The organism is Flavobacterium sp. GQ95, from assembly GCF_059758655.1.
The window spans coordinates 132,338-153,352 of record NZ_JCAXEB010000007.1; the positions used below are offsets into that span (position 1 = coordinate 132,338).

Genomic DNA, 21,015 nt, shown 5'->3' on the forward strand with positions numbered 1-21,015 from the left:
ATTTTGAAGTTATGAAAAGTGCAGTTTTATATATCAGGGTTTCTACAGAAGAGCAAGCTGATAAAGGATATTCCCAGCGTGATCAAGATGAACGCCTGCGCAGGTATTGCGATAATCAGCAGATTCATGTTAGCATGGTTATTTTTGAAGACCATTCTGCTAAAACGTTTAAACGACCAGAATGGCAAAGGCTTCTTGTGGAACTAAAAAAGCGTAAAACAAGACCTGACTATGTACTCTTTACAAAGTGGGATAGATTCAGCAGGAATGCTGGTGATGCCTATCAAATGATAAATATGCTTAATGGACTAGGAATTGAGCCCCAAGCCGTTGAGCAGCCTCTTGATCTCTCTGTCCCTGAAAATAAAATGATGCTTGCCATATATCTAGCAGCACCAGAGGTTGAAAATGACAGACGTGCACTCAATACATTTCATGGTATGCGTCGTGCAAAAAAAGAAGGTCGGGTATTAGGTATGGCTCCTTTTGGTTATATCAACCGCAGTAAAGAAGACGGTAAAAAATATATTGGGCAAAAGGAACCTGAGGCTAGTAATATTAGATGGGCATTTAATGAAATTTCAAAAGGTATATTAGCTGCGGATCAAGTCAGACAAGCCATGAACAAGCGTGGAAAAACGATTAGTAAAAGTGCCTTTCACGTGGCAATGCGTAATCCTGTTTATTGTGGTAAAGTTTTTGTCCAAAAATATAAGGAGGAGGAAGCACATTTAGTGCAAGGTCAGCATGAGCCTATAATTTCAGAACTATTATTTTATAAAGTCCAGGAAGTTATGGATGGAAATAAATCTGAGGTGCGTCCTAATGCTAAAACAATGTCAGATGATAATCTTCCACTAAGAGGATTTTTAATTTGTCCTGATTGCGGAAGAAATTTAACAGGAAGTGCTTCGAAAGGTTCAAAAGGAGGTTATTTCTATTATTATCATTGTATTTCAAAATGTGGATTTAGAAAAAGTGCGGTTAAGGCAAATAAAATATTCGAAGATGATTTGGCGAATTATGAATTTCCAATTGCTATAAAAGATATTTTGCACGAAATTGTAATAATCAATTACAAAAGGTTTACATCTATTTTCGACGATAGACGAAAAGCTATAGCAAGTGAGATTGAACGGTATAATGTAAAACTTGGAAAGGCAAGGGATTTACTTTTTACTGAAAAACTTGATGCAGATGATTACAAAGAAGTAAAAGAAGAATGTAGAAAGAGAATTGAAGAGTTGGAAGGAGAACTTGCAGTTTATCTGTCAGAAAGAAAAAATCTTAATATTAAACACAGTCTCGATAAGGTACTAGAAACACTTTCTAGGTTATCAACTGTATATATAGAAGGTGATATAGAAACGAAACGATGTGTAGTAAGTTCGATATTTCCAGATAAATTGATATTTGATGGGAGTACATATCGAACCCCAAGAGTAAACGTAATTGCGAAGTATATTTCTTTTATTAACAACACTTTGAAGCATAAAAAAAACCGAACAAATGAGTCGTTTTCTCATTTGTCCGGTCTAGTAGCGGGAACAAGACTCGAACCATAATTAATCAGCGGAATTTTTCTATAAAATTTTAAGTATTAATTCTTAGAGCAAAATAAATCAAAGTCGATTTAGAATTGTACTTCTTTATGCTTTATCTTATTTGTACCTCAGTCCATTTTAATTTGTTCCTAACTGAAAACTTAATTTCTGGAGTTGCTATTAATGTGGTGATGTCTAAAAAGGGGAAATTTACCCTTTGGAATTGGGTATATATCCTGCTGTTTTTCAGTTGAATAGTTAATAAATTTGTCTCAATAATAATGATAGTTTCAAAGTTCGTTCTTTTTAGTTGTAAATATCAGATAGAAATACTCATTTTTATTTAGCTTAATTTTACTTTAGTTAGAATCTAAAATTAATATTTTTAATATATATGTGTTTTAAAAACAGGTAGTTATGCTTGTTTGTAAATCTTTTAAAATGATTAGTTTTTTTTGACAATATGTTGATTTTAACTCCAATAAATGGGATTGCTAATTAAATTTTAATTTGTAAATCTTATAAATTATTAAATAAAGTATTCTAATCTAGAAACAATAAATTATTTAGTAAATCGAATTATACTCCTTTAAAAGTCTTTCAACAACAGCCAGAATACCCATCTTATTTATTATTGTTTTATTCAAAAATAATTTATTCAAATAGCAGGATCTTTTGCTTTTGAATGAATTCTACCTTCCAAAGAGCAAGATACTCGCATAAATTCAAATCGGAGTGTGCCGAAAATCCGATCAAAGAGTAGGCATAAAAATTATAGCTATGGCAATAGAATTAGAAATTCGTGACGGAGTACCATATTGGTATCTCAGTCCAGATGTCTGGGTCGTCAAAAATCCGGGAGACACAGTAGAAAGTCAGCCAATTGCTGGCACACCATGTTACTTAATGGCGAAAGTAGCAAATAACGGAACCTCAAATGTAACCAATGCGACTGTTAAATTTTATTGGGCAAATCCATCTATTGGAGTTGACCGAAATACGGCAACATTAGTGGGACAATCTTTTGTAAGTCTAACAACAGGTCAGGTTGAAGATGTTCTTTGTCTTACACCGTGGATTCCAGAATTTTTGAATGAGGGGCATGAATGCATTTTGGCGGAGGCATTTCATGGAAATGATCCCTTACCCGCGACAATTGATTTTAATGTCCCTACTGACAGACATGTAGCCCAGAAAAACCTTTCAGTGTTATTGGCGATGAAATCAATGTTTCATATGAATTTTGAAATGCACAACGGTTCGCGCAAAAAACGAGAATTTACAACAAAGATTCAACAGGTAATGGTGGATAAAATAATTAAGGAATTTCCTGAAATTCAAAAAATGATTAAGGGAAAGGAAGAAGGCAAACTTATTTCTGCTGAATTTACTAATTCACGTTGTCCCGATTCGGATGAAAAATCAAAAAAAACAAATGAAATTGTTGAAAATAAAGAAGTAATTACGCTTGAAGGGTATCAAAAGAAACAAATGGCCGTAACCGGGAAGATAGATGGAGACTTTGCTTTTATTATTGTTTCACAGTATTCGGAAAAAATGGAAACCGGCGGATTAGGATTTTTAATTATTAACCAGTAAATGAAACAAAATGATCACAATCAACAACAGACCATTCGCATCTGATCTTATAACTGGTTTGATGCTGCCTGACGGAATTTTTGAAGCAAGTATTGGCAAAATGAAGCTAAATGCGCATTTTATCAACTCAGGTATCAGTACTCTTTCTAATGTTAATATATATGTAGAAAGCGCTTCGCACCCCGCAATACAAATCACACCGATAACACATACAGTTTCGTCAATTGAAAGTGGAACTGCTTTATTAAAAAATTGGGATATAGATATAGCAGGGGTTCCTGCAGGTGAATATTATATAAGTTTTATAGCAGAGAACTCAGCTGGAAGACAAAGGATAATAAAGAAAATATTTGTAACAAAGGTAGCTTTTAATGCCGCAAATCATACTTTTTCTGCGCAAACACCCGAAGGAACTTATACACTGCAGTACAGAGAAATCACCGAGGTAAACAGTTCAAAATGTTGTAGAGAAAAAGGGGATAAGCGCAATGAGTCCTCCTCTAAATTATTTGAAGATCTTAGTTACACATTTTCAATTGGGCAGCGGAAAATAGAATTATGTCCCGTTTTCTTCCTTCCACTGGAACAGGAAACTAGCTGGATTCCAAACCCACAGTATGCCGGGCAATACAGCGATTTGCCTTTTCAGGACCCGTGGTGGAAAATTCTCATTGCTATTATTGCATTTCTTTTGCTAGTTGCGGCAGCTATTGTAGAAGCCACATCCGGAACAGGGTCCGTTACAGCATCAATAGGATGCCCTTCGACACCATCTGGAGTTTGTGGTTCAGGTGGAGGAACAAGTCCTGTGGCAGCAGGACTCGTCGCGGCCGCCGCAGTTGTGGCCGGGATAGCAGTTTATAGTGATGAAAGGGATTTATTAAGGATTGGACAGGATAAAACTTTACCAGGTATTGGTGAGCTTACAATCAGAGAAAATTTGGTTGCAAGCATCAAATACCTAGAGTCTATAGAATTTGGAAAGCCATTTAAAGTTGGTGTTGATTGGAAATATGAACGAATCACAAAAGATACAGGTGGTATCGAAAAAGCGTATGCTTATTCTGAATCAGTGATAAACTCCAATATCCATTTACTTTCAAGATATGAAGTCAATGCTCCTGATATTGTTAGGGTTTACAAGAAAGAAGCCTTTAAAGTGGAAGCTTCCTTCTATGATGAAAATGGTAAATTATTCAAAGGGTCATCGTTATTTGTCAAATGTTTTCTAGTGCGTAATGATGATGCTAAATGGATTGATTTTATCATGGAGGATAGTGGTAATCAGCCAGACAAAATCAAGAATGATGGGGTGTATACCGGCATTCATTACTTTAACAGAACGGATGATGGAAGATGGAAAATTTATGTAGTAGCGCAGGATGTAAACCATGCCAGTGAAAATATGGAACCTGAAGATGCAGCGAAAATAATCGGTGGAATTGTATTGACGAATCAGGCAACTGTAAGTTTTACCGGTGGAACTTGTCCATTGGTACCAGATGGCGACGTGGAAGTAATAGTATAGCACCTTTATTACTTATTTTGCATTAGAGGTCTTTTAAAATGGAAAAATAAGACTTTAAATAATCTTCATATTTTGACTTGTTTTTAATAAACCAAATATTAATTTATAAATCATTTATCGTTATTCGGTTATTTGACCTAAAAAAAGCCTGAGAAATCTAGATTTATCAGGCTTTTTTTAGATTTCTAGTAGTGGGAATGTGACTCGAACCTATTGATAAAAAAAACAGCGCATATACACTTTCGAACCTAAACTTCTTAGACCTCGGTTTTGCCGGATTCTATTTTTTTAAATCCGCATGTGCCATGATTCTGCCACGAAACTTAGACAGGTGAAAAATCATTAAAAACCGTCTTAATTTTTTGTGACAAAAAAGGTATCCATTCCAAATTAACTTGTGCCCCGTTTTTGCCACAAAACATAATTTCAAGTTTTAAAGATAGTTAGAAGTACTATTTAGTAGCCTAACGGGACAATTCTCGAACCCATTTTATAGATGATTTAGAAAAATTAAACCAATAATAATGAGCTTGTTAATCAAAATATTTGGTTTTTATCTTGTGAAATTTTATTTAATTAGAGATGTTTGTGCTATGTTGTTATTTTAGTAATAGTTCTGTTTTTGAAATTTGATTTATTACTGTCGTAATCCTTTCTTCTTTTTAAAACTTCATAAAGTAAAAAAATTAAGCTTGTATAATCTTATTTTAAAAAGATCAAAATTATTAATTTGGATTTTTAGCTTTAAAACGATTTATTAGTATATTATTTATTACATCATTAATTTCCTGAGAGATTACAAATACGTAATTGATATAAATATATGATATAGCTAATATAAAAGATTTTAAACAGATACTAATTATTGGATGGTATGGAAAATCCCAATAATAAAAAGATAAAAATAAAATAGCTGTTATTATTAAAGAATATACTGTCTGTATAGTAAAAGGAAATAAATGCATTCTCTTTACAACAAAAAGTAGTTTTGCAATACTATAGATTGAAATAGATATTAAAGTTGCAATTGCAACACCCATGATAGAGTATAACGGAATGAAATATGTATTTAAACTTATGGTGAGGAAAACCAATAAGAATCCTAGAAATAATACTATTTTGTAATATTTTGAATTAAAAATAATAGCATTATTATTTCCTAAAATTAAATCAAAATATTTTGACAGACCTATCATAAAAACAACCCAAATACCATTGTTATAATCGGGTGGTAATAGAAGGTATAATTGATTAATATTAACAAATATGCATAACATTACAAAGCCCCCGACCACTTGCAAATTAATGGATGTTTTTTTATATAGAATGTTTAATTCTTCATATTGATTTCTAAACATTAATTGTGCCGTAATTGGATATGTTATTTGATGCATAGATCTGCTTGGAACAGAAATTATTAATGCTATATATGTTGCAACTGAATAATAGGCTATATTTTCAATCGCAATATATTGATTAAGCATTATTTTATCCACATCTAACAATAGGTTAGCAATACTGCCTGAGAGAATAATATAAAAAGTATAGATCAATATTTCTTTTGTATTATGAGGGATTCGAATTTTAAGAATGGGTCTTTTTATGTAACATGCATACACTATCATAGCTATTAATGCTATTAAATATGTGCCTGCCATTACGTATATAAATTCTACTACGGTAATTAGTTTGTAATAGATTGCTATCAAGGAAATTAAAGATAACAGTCTTAGGCCAACTTCTTTTAAAAAATTTCCAAATACTGAATGCATGTGAACCCTTGCCCAAGCATAAAATATTTCAAAATATCCCATACACAATCCTATAAAAGGTATCAGCCAGATAAAATGTTTTACAATCGAATTCTTTTTTGAAACAATATATAATATATCATTAAAAAAAAACATTGTAATTAGTAATAAAGGAATACATAAAACAATAGGAGTAATAATAGTAAAAGATAAAAAAGTAGCCCGATCATCCTCTGTCTTACATTGAGAATAAAATTTTATCAAAGTGTTTTGCATACCAAAAGCCAATAAAGGCATGATAATATTTGAAGCTGATGAAATGTAGCCAATAACGGCATAGTAAACATCACCCAAAAAAAGCGGAAATAAAAAAAGTGTATTTATAGACCCAATTCCAAATCCAAAATAGGTGATTACAGTGTTTTTCAGTGATTGATTTAATACAAGCCCCATGATAAATTTATATTTGTTTATGAATTCAATAATGATTATGATCTTCTATATTTGGTTATGGACACCATTTATTTCCGATTTAAAGTACTATATCGTAAACAAAATATATACTTTCTATTCCATCAGACTATTTGAATATGTTTTTTGCCTTGTTTTATTACCAATAATCCATTTTTATCATAATTTACATAAACCAGAAACGTTCAAAAACGTGATAAGTCTTGAGCTATTTTTGAGTTATCTAAAGTGAATATTAAAACTAAATAAGTGGTGGACAAGAAAATATTTTTAGATTTTATAATTTACATTTTTATAATATCTATATAAAAAATCATAAATGATTAATTCATAAAATCTTTGTTTCGATGTATATTGCCGATTAAGCATCATGTGAATATGACTGGATAAAAAAGAATGTAAAGGAATTTCGATTTCGGATTGAATTTTAAAAATCGTGGGTTGAATTCCTTGCAATTTATTATTTACAATAGCTATTATTTCTGCAAATTCATTAGAATCTGAGAATAATAATTTCATTTGAGGATGCAATAATCTATAACTTTTATCCATTTCCTTTTTTTGTTCTTTTTCTATTTCAAACTCTTTTTTAAAAGAAATTTGTAGATCATCAAGTAATGATAATTTATCCTGATTCGATAATTGGAATGAATTTAAGAAAGAATCGATTGAATAAAAGCTAAATAAGAGAGGGATTTCATTGTTACAAAAGGATGGTTTAATTTCAATATATTGCAAAATCATTTCGGTATCTTTCCAAAAAATAAATTCAGAGTCTAACATAGTAGCCACACCATATCTTTCTAGTTCTTTTTTGTAAGTGTCTGTTTGTATTTTCCATACTAAGTTCTTTTCTAGTAATTCATTAAAAAGAGGATAAAACGCCTGTATTATATTCAATAAATTATTTTGATTATCAACAAAAAAACGAATTCTCAAATGTTCATCTGGATCCCTATAACGAATAAAAAACCATTTTTTAATGATTTTTTCATTTTTTAAATTTGATATAATTGGTTCTAATTTTTGTAGTAAAATGTAATCAGTAGTTTTGACTCCTGTATAAATTTTATAATATAGCCATTGACTGCCCAAGCAAAAATCTCTCTGCATTATTTATGATCTTTCTTTATAATATGATAGTATAATTTGATTGCAAAAATTATTATTCATTGTATCTTTTACAATAAATTTTTCTGCGAATAAAAACTCTTCAAGAATTACTTTTTCGTGGTTTTTAACTGATTTTAAAAATAAGGTGATTCCAATTTGTGTTTCAAGATTGAACAAAAGTGTATTGTCAAAATTAACCCAGTTTACATATTGAGGGATTTTTCTATTTCTTTTAAATTTTGAAAATTCTTCTGCTAGTATATTAGTATTCATTTTGTGAAAATGAATTATTTCTTCATTTTTAATTATCCATCTTGCTTTTAAAAGTATAACATCATCATAAATTACCCTTGGAAAAAAATTATAATGTGTTTCTAATACACCCCAATTAAAAGTAAAAATAGGTTTTTGATTCTGTAATTCTAAGTCGCATAAAAAATGATAGATAGGTAATGAGTTTTTTGTAAAATTATGTGCAGTTGACATGCATGGCATTACTTCTTTATTATGTTTTTCTGAACGCAAAATAATTTCATTCCCTTGAATTGAAATAAATAAATCATCCAGATTCAGATTGTTTTCTTTCGAAACGCCTGTATTACATAAATAAGCAATTTCATGCTTTCTCAACACAGGTCTTCTTAATATGTTCCCTGTTCTTGATTCTGGGATATGTACAATTTCTGCCAAAATTTTATTCGGATAATATTCGTTTTCTTTTTGAACAATTTTTTTAGTTAAATTATCAATAGCATTATTTGCATGGCAAAATCTGCCTAACAATTTTGCGGCACTTACATTACCAGATGATGTTAAAGCTATTTTTTCACCAGTATAGACTTCAATCATTACGGAAAAAGTAACAGGAGCATTTTTAAAACTATTATCAAAATCGGGAAAATCTTTTTCAGAAAGGACAATGCTTTTTTCGTTGTTAAAAAGACTATCATGGAGTTTATTTTGTAAAATAAAATCAAAAGTTGTCCAGACTTGTTTTTTGTCTTTTACTCGGTTATCTGTGAATGAGAACTTTTCTAAGATGTCATGGCTGTCATTCATATCATGATCCTGAACATAACCAATTCCTATTTCCGGATCCAATACGGTTGTTAAAGGCATTTCTTTAGATTCATATCTGTGAATAAAAGCTTTTTTAAAATTTTCCAGATTATGCGATTCTTTCTTAGTTTGAATACCATTTAAAAACTGAAGAGCTTTCAATGTTTTTAAAGAAGTAGTTGTGCTTAAATTATTTTTTAAGGTCGATATATTTAAATCGGTTTGAAAAAGGTATTTTTCATCATAAGTAGTTCCAATTTCATTAAGGGTTATTTTTATTCTTTCATAAATACCCGTGTAGGGAATTAGATTTGAATCTAAATCCGAGAGATGTACTTTTAACTTTTTAAACAATTTAACTTCTTTATTTAAAACCGGGATTGTATCAAAGATCTTTACTAATCTTTTCCATTCATCATTTCCTGTTACAACCGCCTCTAACTCACTAATTAAAAATTGAAATTTAATTAATTGAAAAATAAACTCTTGTGCTTGATCTTTCTCGGAATCGTCATCAGCTAACAGTGAAACCATTTTTGCAATAGTAAGCCCTGATTTTGCATGAAATAAAATCTCTTTTAATAAATTAGATACTCTTAATGCAGAAATATTATATTCTCGTTTTGTTTGTACATATTTATACTCTACATAACGATAAAAATCTCCAACTTCATAAATTGATGAATTAGGAAAAAATTTAAGATGAACAATAACTTCATTTTTTTTTGCAATATCTTGTAGCATTGCTACCCAATATTGCATGTCAAATTGTGTAACCCTAGTGTGGTTATCTAACGAATCTAGTGTAATATTTGTTTTCGAACTTAAATTTCCGACAGAACAACCTGAAAATAAGCCAAATGGAGTACAGCGAGATGATATTCTGGCTGTATATTTTAAGAAAGTATATTCTAATGCTATTTTCTTTTCATAAGATAATGAGGAAAGTTCTGCCGCCCATTTATCTAACTCTGTTCTTAGTTCTGGAGAAGCCAAATTAATAGCTTCTCTTATCACAGAATTATTATTATATAATTCTATTGCTTTTTCTGAAGAATAATTTTTAATTAATTTAAGATAATAAGACAATGGAAATAAAGGCGTTCTCAAAACATACTCTGAAAAACATTTTATTTTAAAATCAGACATCACTTTTTCTGTTTACTCACCTTTTCGGCAAGTTTCATAGCATAATAAACATTTAGTACTTTTCCTGATTTGGATAATTCGGCAAATGAAACTTTTTTATCTTTTGTCCCAGGCACAATTACCTCAAGGTTATAAGGTGTACCTGAATCAAGTATAATTTGCTTTATTTCAACAGCAGTTAGTTTGGGATAATAAGACCAAATAAGGGCAGCTGTTCCTGAAACCATAGGCGCAGCTAATGAAGTTCCCGAATCAGATTCATAACTATTGTCTTTTGTTGTTGTATAAATTTTTTCTCCGGGAGCAAATAAATCAACTTTAATTTTTCCATAGTTTGAAAAACTAGAAACAAATGTACTGTCTAACCTTTCTGAAGTTGAACCAACATTAATAAAATTATTACAAAATTCAGTAGTTTCATTAAAATTGTTGTCACTAGGATAATACGAATTTTCATCAGCATTAAAGCGTCCATTACCTGATCCATGCACTAATAAAACATCATGTTTTTCAGCATATTTAAAAGCATCTGAAACCCAGTGTTGATGTACTGAAAATTCTTTTCCAAAAGACATATTAATCACTTTTGCACCATTATCGACCGCATAATATATTGCCATTGCAATATCCTTATCGTTTTCATCTCCAGAATAAGAGGTAATAAGTGGCATAATTTTTATATTCTCAGAAAACCCTTTAATACCGAGATTATTATTTTTATTTGCTGCTATTATTCCTGTTACTTTTGTAGCATGCCCTTGAAGATTTTTAAATCCCTTTTTTGTGATACTTACATTTTTACTGCCATATCCTTTTTCTAAAACATTAGGGTTATCGCCTATTAGTTTTCTATCATTGAAATTTTTATTTAAATTTCTATTTATAATAGAATCTAATTCAACCTGACTCTTTTTGAGAGCTTCTAAAGTTTGTTCATTATTTCTAATATTAATCATCATATAATAGGTTAATGCGCCTAAGTCTTTATCATTACTTTCTCGCATTTGTCTATAAGTCTTGTCATTTATCTTATGCAGTTTATAAAAGCTATCTAATTGTTTGTAGTTATAATCCTCTTTTGGAAAATAATGTTTTAGAGTATCTTTTACTAGAGGATAAATTGAAATACTATGATTTAAGGAACTTACCCATCTTCCATATGAAATGGTTTCAGTTTCAAAAACTTTAATAGCCCTCTGGTATTCTTTATAGTTAGATAGCTCTTGAGACGGAATTTCAGTTTCTTTTTTGTCTTTAAACAAAGGGTCTAATTGTTTAATTAATCTAACATACTCAAAATTGCCCCAAACTACGTATTCTTCATTTTTATTTGACGTAAAATTCCATCCATTCACATCATCGATATAGCCATTATGATCATCATCAATATTATTATTAGCAATTTCTTTTGGATTTGTCCAAAATTGACCTTGCAAATCTTCATGATTTATATCTACTTGAGTATCTATTACAGCAACAATAATATCTTTTTTTGATTTTTTTTGATTTTCGTTAAACCATTTATCTATCGATATTCCAGGAATTTGATTTAACTGATAATCTTTTTGGTACCAAGACTTCGGTGATAATACTGTTAATTCATTTTTGTTATTAGAAGTAGTATTCTTTTTTTCTTTTAAAGATTTGCAGCCTATAAATAGGCTGCAAATCAACAATAATGTAAAAGGGAATTTCATTGAAATTATTTTTGTGCGAAGTTTAATCTTTTCTATCGTTTCCGTGTAGAGAATCTGTTATAGTTTCATCTCCGGGAGATTTTCCTCCATTGATAGATTGTAAGTTTTTTAATTTTGCAACATTAAATTTTTCTAAATCAAATTTTTTAACCTCTTTTTTACTCTTTTCTGTTTTCATGTTTATAAAATTTATTTTTCAAATATAGGACGGAGTTTTTGCAGAATTTCTTTTTTTCTTTTTTCTTTATCGAAATTCCCGAATTTCGATAAAGAAAAAAATGTAATCATCTAAATATCAGTTCAATGTTTTTTGTCTAGTTCTTGTAATTGTTTGATGAAGTATGTTGGTTTTATACCTGTTTTTTTATAAAAAGCTGTTGAAAATGACTCAGCACTATTAAAACCAAATTCTATTGCGAGAGCTTGGATAGTATATTTTTTTAGTTTGTTATCTTCTTTTAATGCGTTTACAGCGTAGTCAATTCTTAAATCATTTATATATTGAATAAACGTTTTTTCTTTATATACATTTACTATTCTCGAAACATATTTATTATTGGTTTCAAATATTTCGGATAATGATTGAACAGTTATATTAGTTTCTAAAAATCCCTTTGTAATTTCAAAGTCATTTAATTTTTTCAAAATTTGATTTATTAATTCTTCATTTATACCAATAATTTCTGGATTAGATTTATCTGATTTGGATTCTTGTTCTTTTTTTGATATTTTTATTTCATTGGCATTTTCAGAGTTCTGAATTATTTTTTCAAAACGGGAATGATAACTTTTCTTTAATTTATATTGATAAAAAGCTATTGCTATTGTTAACAATGTTAATAAGATCAAAATTCCAATACTCCAATACGATTTGGTATTGTCGTTTTCCAGTGTTTTTATCAAATTTTCTTTTTCTTCAATTAAATTAGGAGTATCATATTCTTTTTGCAATTGTTTGGTCAACTCTTTATAGTTAGTATGAAGAATGCTATCGATATACATGTACCTTGTTAAAAACTTTAATTGGTTTTTTTTGTCATCATTGTTTTTAAAGTAAGAAATTAAATAGGGATATCCACTAACAAATTCAGGCGTAATTCTTTTCGCAATATTATATATGGAATCTACCTTAATAAAATTTTTTACCGCCTCTTTCTTATTATTTAAACCGGTATATACTATGGCAGTATAATAGTAAGCGGCTAGAGTATTTCCTTGATCTTTATAATGGATTATTGTAGGTAATGCTTTATGTATACTATCTAGTGCAACTTTATAATTTCTTTTAAAAGCCTGATTAGCACCCTCATTTAATATAAAAAGAGCGTTGTTAAGCTTTCTTTTCGTTGCTTTAGATTCAAGATAACCTAGTTTATTATAATAGGTTGCCGAATCTGAAAGTTTCAAAGTTTTATATGCATCTGCAAGACCAAAAAGCACTATTTGGTATGAAAAATAATATACAGAATCCCTAACTTTTTTATCCTTATAATAATCAAAACATTCTTTATATAAAGTAAGTGCTTCTTTTACTTGTCCTAATTCTTCAGATCTTAAAACTGCAATAGAAAATTTTGTATCATAATATAAATCTGGATTGTTTTTTTTAGCAATACTTTCAGCAATCAAAAAGTTGTCAATAGCTTCTTTATATTTATATTGTTTTTTATATACATAACCTTTTCCAGAGTAAGCGTAAGCTGGATATTTTGTATCGTTTAATTTTTTGGTGTAATTGATTGCACTATCTAGGTATTGTAAGGCTTTGTCGTTTTCTAATACTAACGATAGTAAATAAGATCCTCGCGCTTTTTCAATAGCATTATTCTCATTTTTTGCTTTTAATAAGTAAGCTTTCGCATAATTTATTTGAAGGCTTTTGTTTTTTTCATTTTGCCAATATGACTCTTTTAATCCCTTGTAAGAAAATTTTAACAAACTCTTTTTTGTTGATTGAGATAAAAGAAGAGTTGGAAAAACTACTAAAAATGTGATGATGATATATTTTAAATATTTCATATGCTTTAATTTCTTTCAAAAATAGAGTATCTCTATAAGATTTTAAGTATAAATATGGCAAAATTAATAGCATTGATAATCATGTTGTTAAGCTTTTTTTTGTACCAAATTCGGGAATTTCATATCGAAATTCCTGAATTCCGATTGACTTAGTTTGCGCTAGATGTCATGTTTATCTAGTTTTGACTTCGAAATATGAGACATTTTTTATGGTAAATGACAACCGAAAGAAATAGCTTACGTTTATAAATTTGAAATAGGAATATTTATCTCAAATAGCAATATTGGTAATTTTTGAATTTTATAAAAAAACAAATTGATTACATGATATTTCAAAGTAAAAAGAATTTAACTACATACTATTTTACAAATGGCCAGTTGTGAAAGAAATGTATATAAATAGAACGCTTGCAAGCAAGCCGATGACACGGTTTATTATGTCAATAAATTTAAAACTATGAAATTAAGTTTAGAAGCTCTAAAAACAAGAGCAGAGGCAATCGCTTCAGAAGAGTTGTTGGAAAGTATTTCAGGGGGAATAATGCAAGACTGTCATCCTAAAGGTGACTGGTTGGGCGATTTTGGACCTTATGAATTACCTCACTAATAAAAATTATTAACCTATTTAAATAAAAATTATGAAACTAAGTTTAGAAGAATTTAAAGAGTTAAATGTAGAAATTCAAGAAGTTGATGTTCTAAGTAAAATCGAAGGTGGAAATATGGTTCAAAGTGACTGCCACGGAATTTGGGGTGGAATTCAGAAATATCTGGAAATGCCAAGAATCTAATTAATCAAATTAAGGCAAAGAATTGTAGATACAATTCTTTGCCTTTTATTAAATGTATTAAAATATATGCACGAATTGTTTGATAATATTGAAAATGAAGTACTAAATCAAATTAGAATACTTCTCTATAAAAAAAATAAGGATATTTTTGAAATCTTAGATTTTGAAAATGAGTTAATTTATAAAGAACCTCTATTATTCGCGTTTTTTAATAGTAAAACTGATACTATTCAAAATATTGAAAGTTTGATTTATGGCTATGCTTCTAAAGATTTAATTTACATGGTTTTTTCTGATGAATACGGACGTATTTATATACCAAATGTAGGATGGCTGCATACGAAATATAAAGATGAAAGTTTTTTATACGATAAGCAGAATTCAAAACTTTTTAAAGAAGGTCAAAAAATTGATTATGAATTTGAGAAACTTCAATTAATTGAAAATACAAAAATTGAATTAGTAAAATACAGTATACCATTGCTTAAAAAGTGTTATTTTAATACTGATTTAAATTTGGTGGATGTAGAGATCGAAAATATTTCAAAAAAACATTTGAACCATCTTACTAACGCGTATAATTTAATAAAGAAATACGTTCCTAAGCAATTTGATTTAATAGAAAAGTATGCTCCTAAGTGTGTGATTTTTGATGTTGATACCTACCAGCGTAACTCATTTGCAACTTTTTTGGCACATGGAATTGGATTTTATAATGCATACCAGAAATGTTATGATGAAGTTTTTTTTGTAGATGATATTGCACATCAGACTGGGCATGTAATTCTTAATTCCATAACTTTTGATGCAGACAAATTCTTTAAGATAAATAAAGAGCATGTTTTAAAAACATTAGAAGGCCCCTTTATAGAAAGACGAAGCATATACATTGTATATCATGCTTTATATACCTATTATACCAGTTTTATTTGTTTGGACAGTTGTATTGAAAATGGCGCTTTTGAAGGAAAGCAAAAACACGAGGCAATAGGTCGGATTGTTTTCTATATTAATAAATGTTATAGTGATTTATTACTTATAGAAAGTGATATTAATTCGGATATAGTATCTAATGATTATTTCACAGATCAGGGCCTTTTAATCTATAAAGTAATAAAGGATAAATGGAAAGAAATGTACAATAAATGGTATAAAGAAGTAAAAATATTAAAACTGGATAATCAGCCTTATAATTTTACTTATGAAAAATTCATAGAATTAAATCCAATAGCGTTGGAATCAAGTGAGTTGAATAAACAATTCTAAGAAACAAAATGTAGAAATGTGTTAAAAATAAATGATCATAGAACCGTATATTTCCAGATACACACACTTTATAACTACTTATACGTGCTTTACTGTGCATGAATGATTGTTTAATAAATGATGGATTTGACTTAAAGTAGAGAAAAGAAGCTCTGGGAAGAGTAGCTTTAATCTCAATAAATGTTCCTCTCATTTAGATAAATTGGAAAAACATAAACTCATTTTATAATGGTATAGAGAATGTTTTAACTCTTAAGGGAATAGAAGCATGTACTTTATTATAGAAAAATATCTTGATATTATATTAAGCAGTCTTACAACTTTGCATTCAAAAATTTTAATCTTCTAAATTACAAAATAATCAATATGATAAAAATAGTCCTTTCACTTGTACTATCTTTTTTTGTGCAGTTTTCAAAAGCTCAGGTGAATCTTGAGACAGTAAAAAAAGGGCAGGAAATCATTATTCAGGAATATTTAACAAATTGTGCTGAACATCATAATTATAATTATAAGATGGTAGAATGGCAGAACTGTCTGGATGAAGGGTTAAAAAAAGACAGTACTATAGCTTATTTATGGCAGCAAAAGGCAATGCCATTTTTTAAAGCCCAAAAGTATGAAGTTGGAATGGCGTTTATTGATAAAGCAGTTCAGTATGACCCAAATGAATGGTTGCCGTATAGGGCATTTATCAAGTGTATTTTTGCTAAAACTTACAAAGATGCAATTGTGGATTTTGAAGATTGTATTAAAAAATATGGAAATGGGTATAGAATGGATCATACCTACAGTTTTTATATTGGATTATGCAATTTACAATTAAATGAATATGAAAAAGCCGAGAATTTATTCAAAGAATATAATGAGGATATTTTTAAAAATAGGCAGGGACTAGAGCATCCTACAGCTTTATTTTATTATGGAATTGCAAAATATGAACTGCAAAAATGGGAAGAAGCAATTGTTTTATTTGATAAAGCATTAAAGATATATCCTAATTTTTCAGATGCAAAATATTACAAGTCAGTTTGTATGGCTAGAATGGGAGCGAGGCCGGAGGATATTAAAGCTTTATTTACAGAAGCAAAAGAAGATGCAAAATTAGGATATACAATAAATGAAGATAATACAGTATACGAAACTTACCCTTATCAAAAAAAATGGCAAAAATAATTGCCATTGAGAATCAAAAGATTAAGATTTTAAATTGTCTAAAAATCGGCTTTACTCACACTCGTTATCTAACAGCAGTGAATTAAAATTTTAATTTGTTAGCCTGTTAACTGACCATTTAATAATAAAAATCAATAAAATAAATTTGCAAAAATATATATAAACGTTGATTTAAGCATAAAACATAAATGACTAAAAAAGAGTTTCCACATTTTAAGCAACTAGATAATAAAGACTGTGGTCCAACTTGTTTGAGAATAATTGCAAAACATTATGGTAAAACTATATCCAGAGAATTTCTCAGAGACAAAGCAGGTATTACCAAAATAGGAGTGACGATGGCCGGAATTGCTGAGGCAGCTGAAGCTATTGAAATGCGTACGTTGGGAATGCGTATTGGTTTAGAAAGTTTGATTAGTGATGCGCCAGTTCCATTTGTTGTACCCTGGCGTCAAAAACACTTTGTTGTAGTTTACAAAACTACAAAAGACAAAATTTTTGTTGCTGATCCTGCATTGGGATTATTAACGTATTCACATCTGGAATTCAAAAAAGCATGGACAAACACGGATGACGGAAATGGTTTTGTGTTATTACTGGAACCTAATGCAAAATTTTACAATCTTGAAGAAGATAAAACCAAAATCGGAGGATTTTCATTTTTGGTGCCTTACTTCAGACCATATAAAAAATTAATATTTCAGTTGTTTGTTGGATTGCTTGTTGGAACTATAATCCAGTTTATATTACCATTTTTAATGCAGTCAGTGGTTGATATTGGAGTAAATCACCGAGATGTTCCTTTTATTTATCTAATCCTAATTTCACAATTGGTTTTAATTTTGTCTCAGACAATTGTTACTGTTTTCAGAGAATGGATTTTAATTCATGTTACAAGCCGTTTCAATATAAAAATGATTTCAGATTTTTTATATAAAATGCTAAAACTGCCAATTTCTTTTTTTGATACCAGAAATACAGGCGAGCATCTCCAAAGAATAACTGATCATACCCGAATTCAAAATTTTGTTTCTTCTTCAACTTTGAATATGCTTTTTTCGATGGTCACTTTTGTTATTTTCAACTTTATTTTGATATACTATAATTTGAAAATCTTTTTTGTGTTTATAGTTGCCTCTGTTCTATATGTAGGTTGGACTTTCTTTTTCTTAAAAAAAAGAGCTGAATTAGATTATAAACGATTTGATCAGACTTCACAAAGTCAAACTAATTTAATTCAAATGATCAATGGTGTCAAGGAAATAAAAATTAATAATTCGCAGAGAAAAAACCGTTGGAAATGGGAGCACACGCAAATTAGTCTTTTTAAAACATCATTAAGCACACTTAAACTTGCGCAATATCAATCCATTGGAGCAACATTGTTAAACGAATTAAAAAACGTCACAATTACTTTTCTTTCCGCAAAAGCAGTTGTTGATGGAGAATTAACAATTGGAATGATGGTGACGATTCAGTATATCGTAGGGCAGTTAAATTTACCATTGGGAAATTTTGTGACTTTTATACAAACCTGGCAAGATGCCAAAATAAGTTTAGAAAGATTAGCACAGGTACATTGTAAAGAAGATGAAGATGATTTGAATGCCCATAAAGTTAATGAACTGTCACAAGTTAAGACTATCGAAATAAAAGATTTATCGTATAGGTACGGTGGGAAATCAACTCCTTATGTTTTAAAAAATCTAAACTGCAGTATACCCGAGGGAAAAACAACAGCTATTGTAGGAGCTAGTGGAAGCGGTAAAACAACTTTAATGAAATTGCTGTTAAAGTTTTATGAACCCACCAACGGCAGTATAACCGTTGGCTCAATAGATTTAATGGATATTAATAACGACTACTGGCGTTCTAATTGTGGTGCAGTGATGCAGGATACATTTATGTTTAATGATTCTATTGCAGGTAATATTTCAGAATCTGAACAAAATGAGGTTATTAATAGAGAGAAATTAAATAATGCTGCATTTGTTGCCAATATTGAAGATTTTATTCAAAAATTACCAAATAAGTACAACACAGAATTAGGGACATCGGGAATAAGATTAAGTGGAGGACAGGAACAACGAATAATGATTGCAAGAGCCGTCTATAAAAACCCGTTTTATGTTTTTTTTGATGAAGCAACATCTGCCCTTGATGCAAATAATGAGAAAGTAATAATGGAAAACTTGGACACTTTTTTGAAAGGCAAAACTGCTATTGTTATTGCTCATCGTCTTAGTACAGTAAAAAATGCTGATAAAATTATTGTTCTTGAAAATGGAGCAGTAGTGGAACAAGGAACTCATGAATACTTAACAATGCTGAAAGGCAAATATTACGAATTGGTTAAAAATCAATTAGAACTGGGAAACTAAGGTATTATGAATGAGAATTAATGATATAATTTTTAGAAACAAAGATCAAGTGTTAATAATAAATAGATAATGTGATGGAATTGAGTGATGGATTAAAAATATATAGCGAGGAAGTAAGAGATGTTCTTTCTGATCCGCCTCATTCAATATTAAAGTGGGGAAACTCACTCTTATTGGGATTTGTTATTATTCTATTAATTTTATCATGGATTATAAAATATCCAGATATTATTGCAACTCCAATAGTACTTACGACAAATATTCCGCCAGAAAAAATAGTAGCAAAATCCTCAGGGGAAATAGAAATTATATTGGTAAATGATAAAGATATTGTAGAGGAAAATACACCCTTAGCTATTGTACAAAACGCGGCCAATTATAAAGATGTATTTTCATTAGAAAAACAAATTCAACAATATTCTAATGGAAGCGATTTTGATTTTACAAAATTAGATAATATACAGCTAGGAGATATAGAAAGTGCTTATTCTCTTTTTCATACTGCTTACGTAGCATATGAATTGAATGCTAATTTAAAACCTTTTCAAGTAGAAGGAAATGCGCAAAATGAAGAAACCGTTCAAATTAGAGAGCGATTAAATCTTTTGGTTCAACAAAAAAAATTAAATGAAAGTGAATTACAATTGCAAAGAAATGATCTTGATCGTTACCAAACTTTGTTTAATAAAGGAATTCTTTCAACTCAGGATTTTGAAAATAAAAAACTTGGGTATATTCAGGCCGAGAAAAGTTATAGAAATTTGTTGAGTAGTATATCACAATTAAAATCTGCTTTAAATGATAATTTTAAGAATAATAAAAACACAAAAATTAATGGAACTAAGGAGGAAATAAATTTAAAAAGAGCTAAAACACAAGCTTTTTATCAGTTGAAGAAGGTTATAAAAGATTGGGAATTAGCTTACGTTTTAAAGTCATCAGTTAATGGAAAAGTATCTTTTTTACAAATTTGGACTGCCAATCAAACTATTTCCAGTGGTGAAACTATTTTTTCGATAATCCCAATTTTAGAAAAAGGTTATGTTGGAAAATTAAAAGCACCAGCGCTAAATTCTGGTAAAATCCAGGAAGGTCAGGAGGTCAATATTAGATTAACAAATTTCCCGGACAGTCAATTTGGTTTGTTAAAAGGTAAAATTAGTAATATTTCACTAACACCGGACAAAGATGGTAATTTATTGGTCGATGTATCTTTGCCAAAAAAACTAGAAACATCATACCATAAAACGATATATTTTCAACAAGAAATGCAAGGAACTGCCGAAATTATCACTGAGGATTTAAGGCTGATTGAACGATTATTATACCAGTTTAGAGATATTTTTAAAAGATAAAGATAATTTTAAAGTGAGAAGGATTATTTGTGCAAAAGTTTTATGAAGCACATAAGAAAAAAGATCATATCGATTACATATATAAATAATTTACGAGAAATCGTTGAACCCTAGAC

15 protein-coding genes are annotated in these 21,015 nt (G+C 29.5%); 9 read left to right on the top strand and 6 right to left on the bottom strand.

What is annotated here, in order from left to right:
* Positions 1-11 precede the first annotated feature (11 nt).
* The 3 genes from AC6CH4_RS14745 to AC6CH4_RS14755 all read left to right on the top strand — a co-directional run bounded on the left by AC6CH4_RS14745 (position 12) and on the right by AC6CH4_RS14755 (position 4,671).
* Entirely contained in the window at positions 12-1,565 is a 1,554-nt protein-coding gene (locus tag AC6CH4_RS14745) for a recombinase family protein (RefSeq protein ID WP_498104193.1), read from the top strand.
* 759 nt (positions 1,566-2,324) lie between these two features.
* Positions 2,325-3,143, top strand: a complete 819-nt coding sequence (locus tag AC6CH4_RS14750; protein WP_498104195.1) for a hypothetical protein — start codon at positions 2,325-2,327, stop codon at positions 3,141-3,143.
* A 10-nt stretch (positions 3,144-3,153) separates the two neighbouring features.
* Positions 3,154-4,671 carry a hypothetical protein gene (locus AC6CH4_RS14755; RefSeq protein WP_498104197.1) on the top strand — a complete coding sequence of 506 codons (1,518 nt, stop codon included), beginning with the start codon at positions 3,154-3,156 and terminating at the stop codon, positions 4,669-4,671.
* A gap of 725 nt (positions 4,672-5,396) precedes the next feature.
* Here AC6CH4_RS14755 and AC6CH4_RS14760 read toward each other — a convergent pair.
* From AC6CH4_RS14760 to AC6CH4_RS14785, 6 genes are all read right to left on the bottom strand, one after another.
* Complete coding sequence (locus AC6CH4_RS14760; protein WP_498104199.1) at positions 5,397-6,875, bottom strand: lipopolysaccharide biosynthesis protein; 1,479 nt, start codon at positions 6,873-6,875, stop codon at positions 5,397-5,399.
* Positions 6,876-7,163: 288 nt separating this feature from the next.
* Positions 7,164-8,006 (bottom strand): thiopeptide-type bacteriocin biosynthesis protein, encoded by an 843-nt coding sequence (locus AC6CH4_RS14765; RefSeq protein WP_498104201.1) that lies wholly within the window; start codon positions 8,004-8,006, stop codon positions 7,164-7,166.
* 3 nt (positions 8,007-8,009) lie between these two features.
* Positions 8,010-10,214: a lantibiotic dehydratase family protein gene (locus AC6CH4_RS14770; RefSeq protein WP_498104203.1), complete on the bottom strand. Its 2,205-nt coding sequence runs from the start codon at positions 10,212-10,214 to the stop codon at positions 8,010-8,012.
* The gene (locus AC6CH4_RS14775; protein ID WP_498104205.1) at positions 10,214-11,911 is read right to left on the bottom strand and encodes a S8 family peptidase; all 1,698 of its coding nucleotides are present in this window, start codon (positions 11,909-11,911) and stop codon (positions 10,214-10,216) included. The genes AC6CH4_RS14770 and AC6CH4_RS14775 overlap by 1 nt, the downstream gene beginning before the upstream one ends.
* Before the next feature lie 22 nt (positions 11,912-11,933).
* Entirely contained in the window at positions 11,934-12,089 is a 156-nt protein-coding gene (locus tag AC6CH4_RS14780) for a hypothetical protein (protein ID WP_498104207.1), read from the bottom strand.
* Between the two features lie 122 nt (positions 12,090-12,211).
* A complete protein-coding gene (locus tag AC6CH4_RS14785; RefSeq protein WP_498104209.1) occupies positions 12,212-13,930 on the bottom strand; it encodes a helix-turn-helix domain-containing protein in 1,719 nt (572 codons plus the stop codon).
* 457 nt (positions 13,931-14,387) lie between these two features.
* On the opposite strand from AC6CH4_RS14785, the gene AC6CH4_RS14790 reads away from it, so the two are divergent.
* The 6 genes from AC6CH4_RS14790 (at position 14,388) to AC6CH4_RS14815 (ending at position 20,899) form a co-directional block, all read left to right on the top strand.
* Positions 14,388-14,537 carry a hypothetical protein gene (locus AC6CH4_RS14790; RefSeq protein WP_498104211.1) on the top strand — a complete coding sequence of 50 codons (150 nt, stop codon included), beginning with the start codon at positions 14,388-14,390 and terminating at the stop codon, positions 14,535-14,537.
* 31 nt (positions 14,538-14,568) lie between these two features.
* Entirely contained in the window at positions 14,569-14,721 is a 153-nt protein-coding gene (locus tag AC6CH4_RS14795) for a hypothetical protein (protein WP_498104213.1), read from the top strand.
* 66 nt (positions 14,722-14,787) lie between these two features.
* Positions 14,788-15,987, top strand: coding sequence for a hypothetical protein (locus AC6CH4_RS14800; RefSeq protein ID WP_498104215.1), 1,200 nt, complete (start codon positions 14,788-14,790; stop codon positions 15,985-15,987).
* Positions 15,988-16,353: 366 nt separating this feature from the next.
* Entirely contained in the window at positions 16,354-17,163 is an 810-nt protein-coding gene (locus AC6CH4_RS14805) for a tetratricopeptide repeat protein (RefSeq protein WP_498104217.1), read from the top strand.
* A gap of 188 nt (positions 17,164-17,351) precedes the next feature.
* Positions 17,352-19,544 carry a peptidase domain-containing ABC transporter gene (locus tag AC6CH4_RS14810; RefSeq protein ID WP_498104219.1) on the top strand — a complete coding sequence of 731 codons (2,193 nt, stop codon included), beginning with the start codon at positions 17,352-17,354 and terminating at the stop codon, positions 19,542-19,544.
* 74 nt (positions 19,545-19,618) lie between these two features.
* The gene (locus AC6CH4_RS14815; RefSeq protein ID WP_498104221.1) at positions 19,619-20,899 is read left to right on the top strand and encodes an HlyD family secretion protein; all 1,281 of its coding nucleotides are present in this window, start codon (positions 19,619-19,621) and stop codon (positions 20,897-20,899) included.
* The last annotated feature ends 116 nt before the right edge of the window (positions 20,900-21,015 follow it).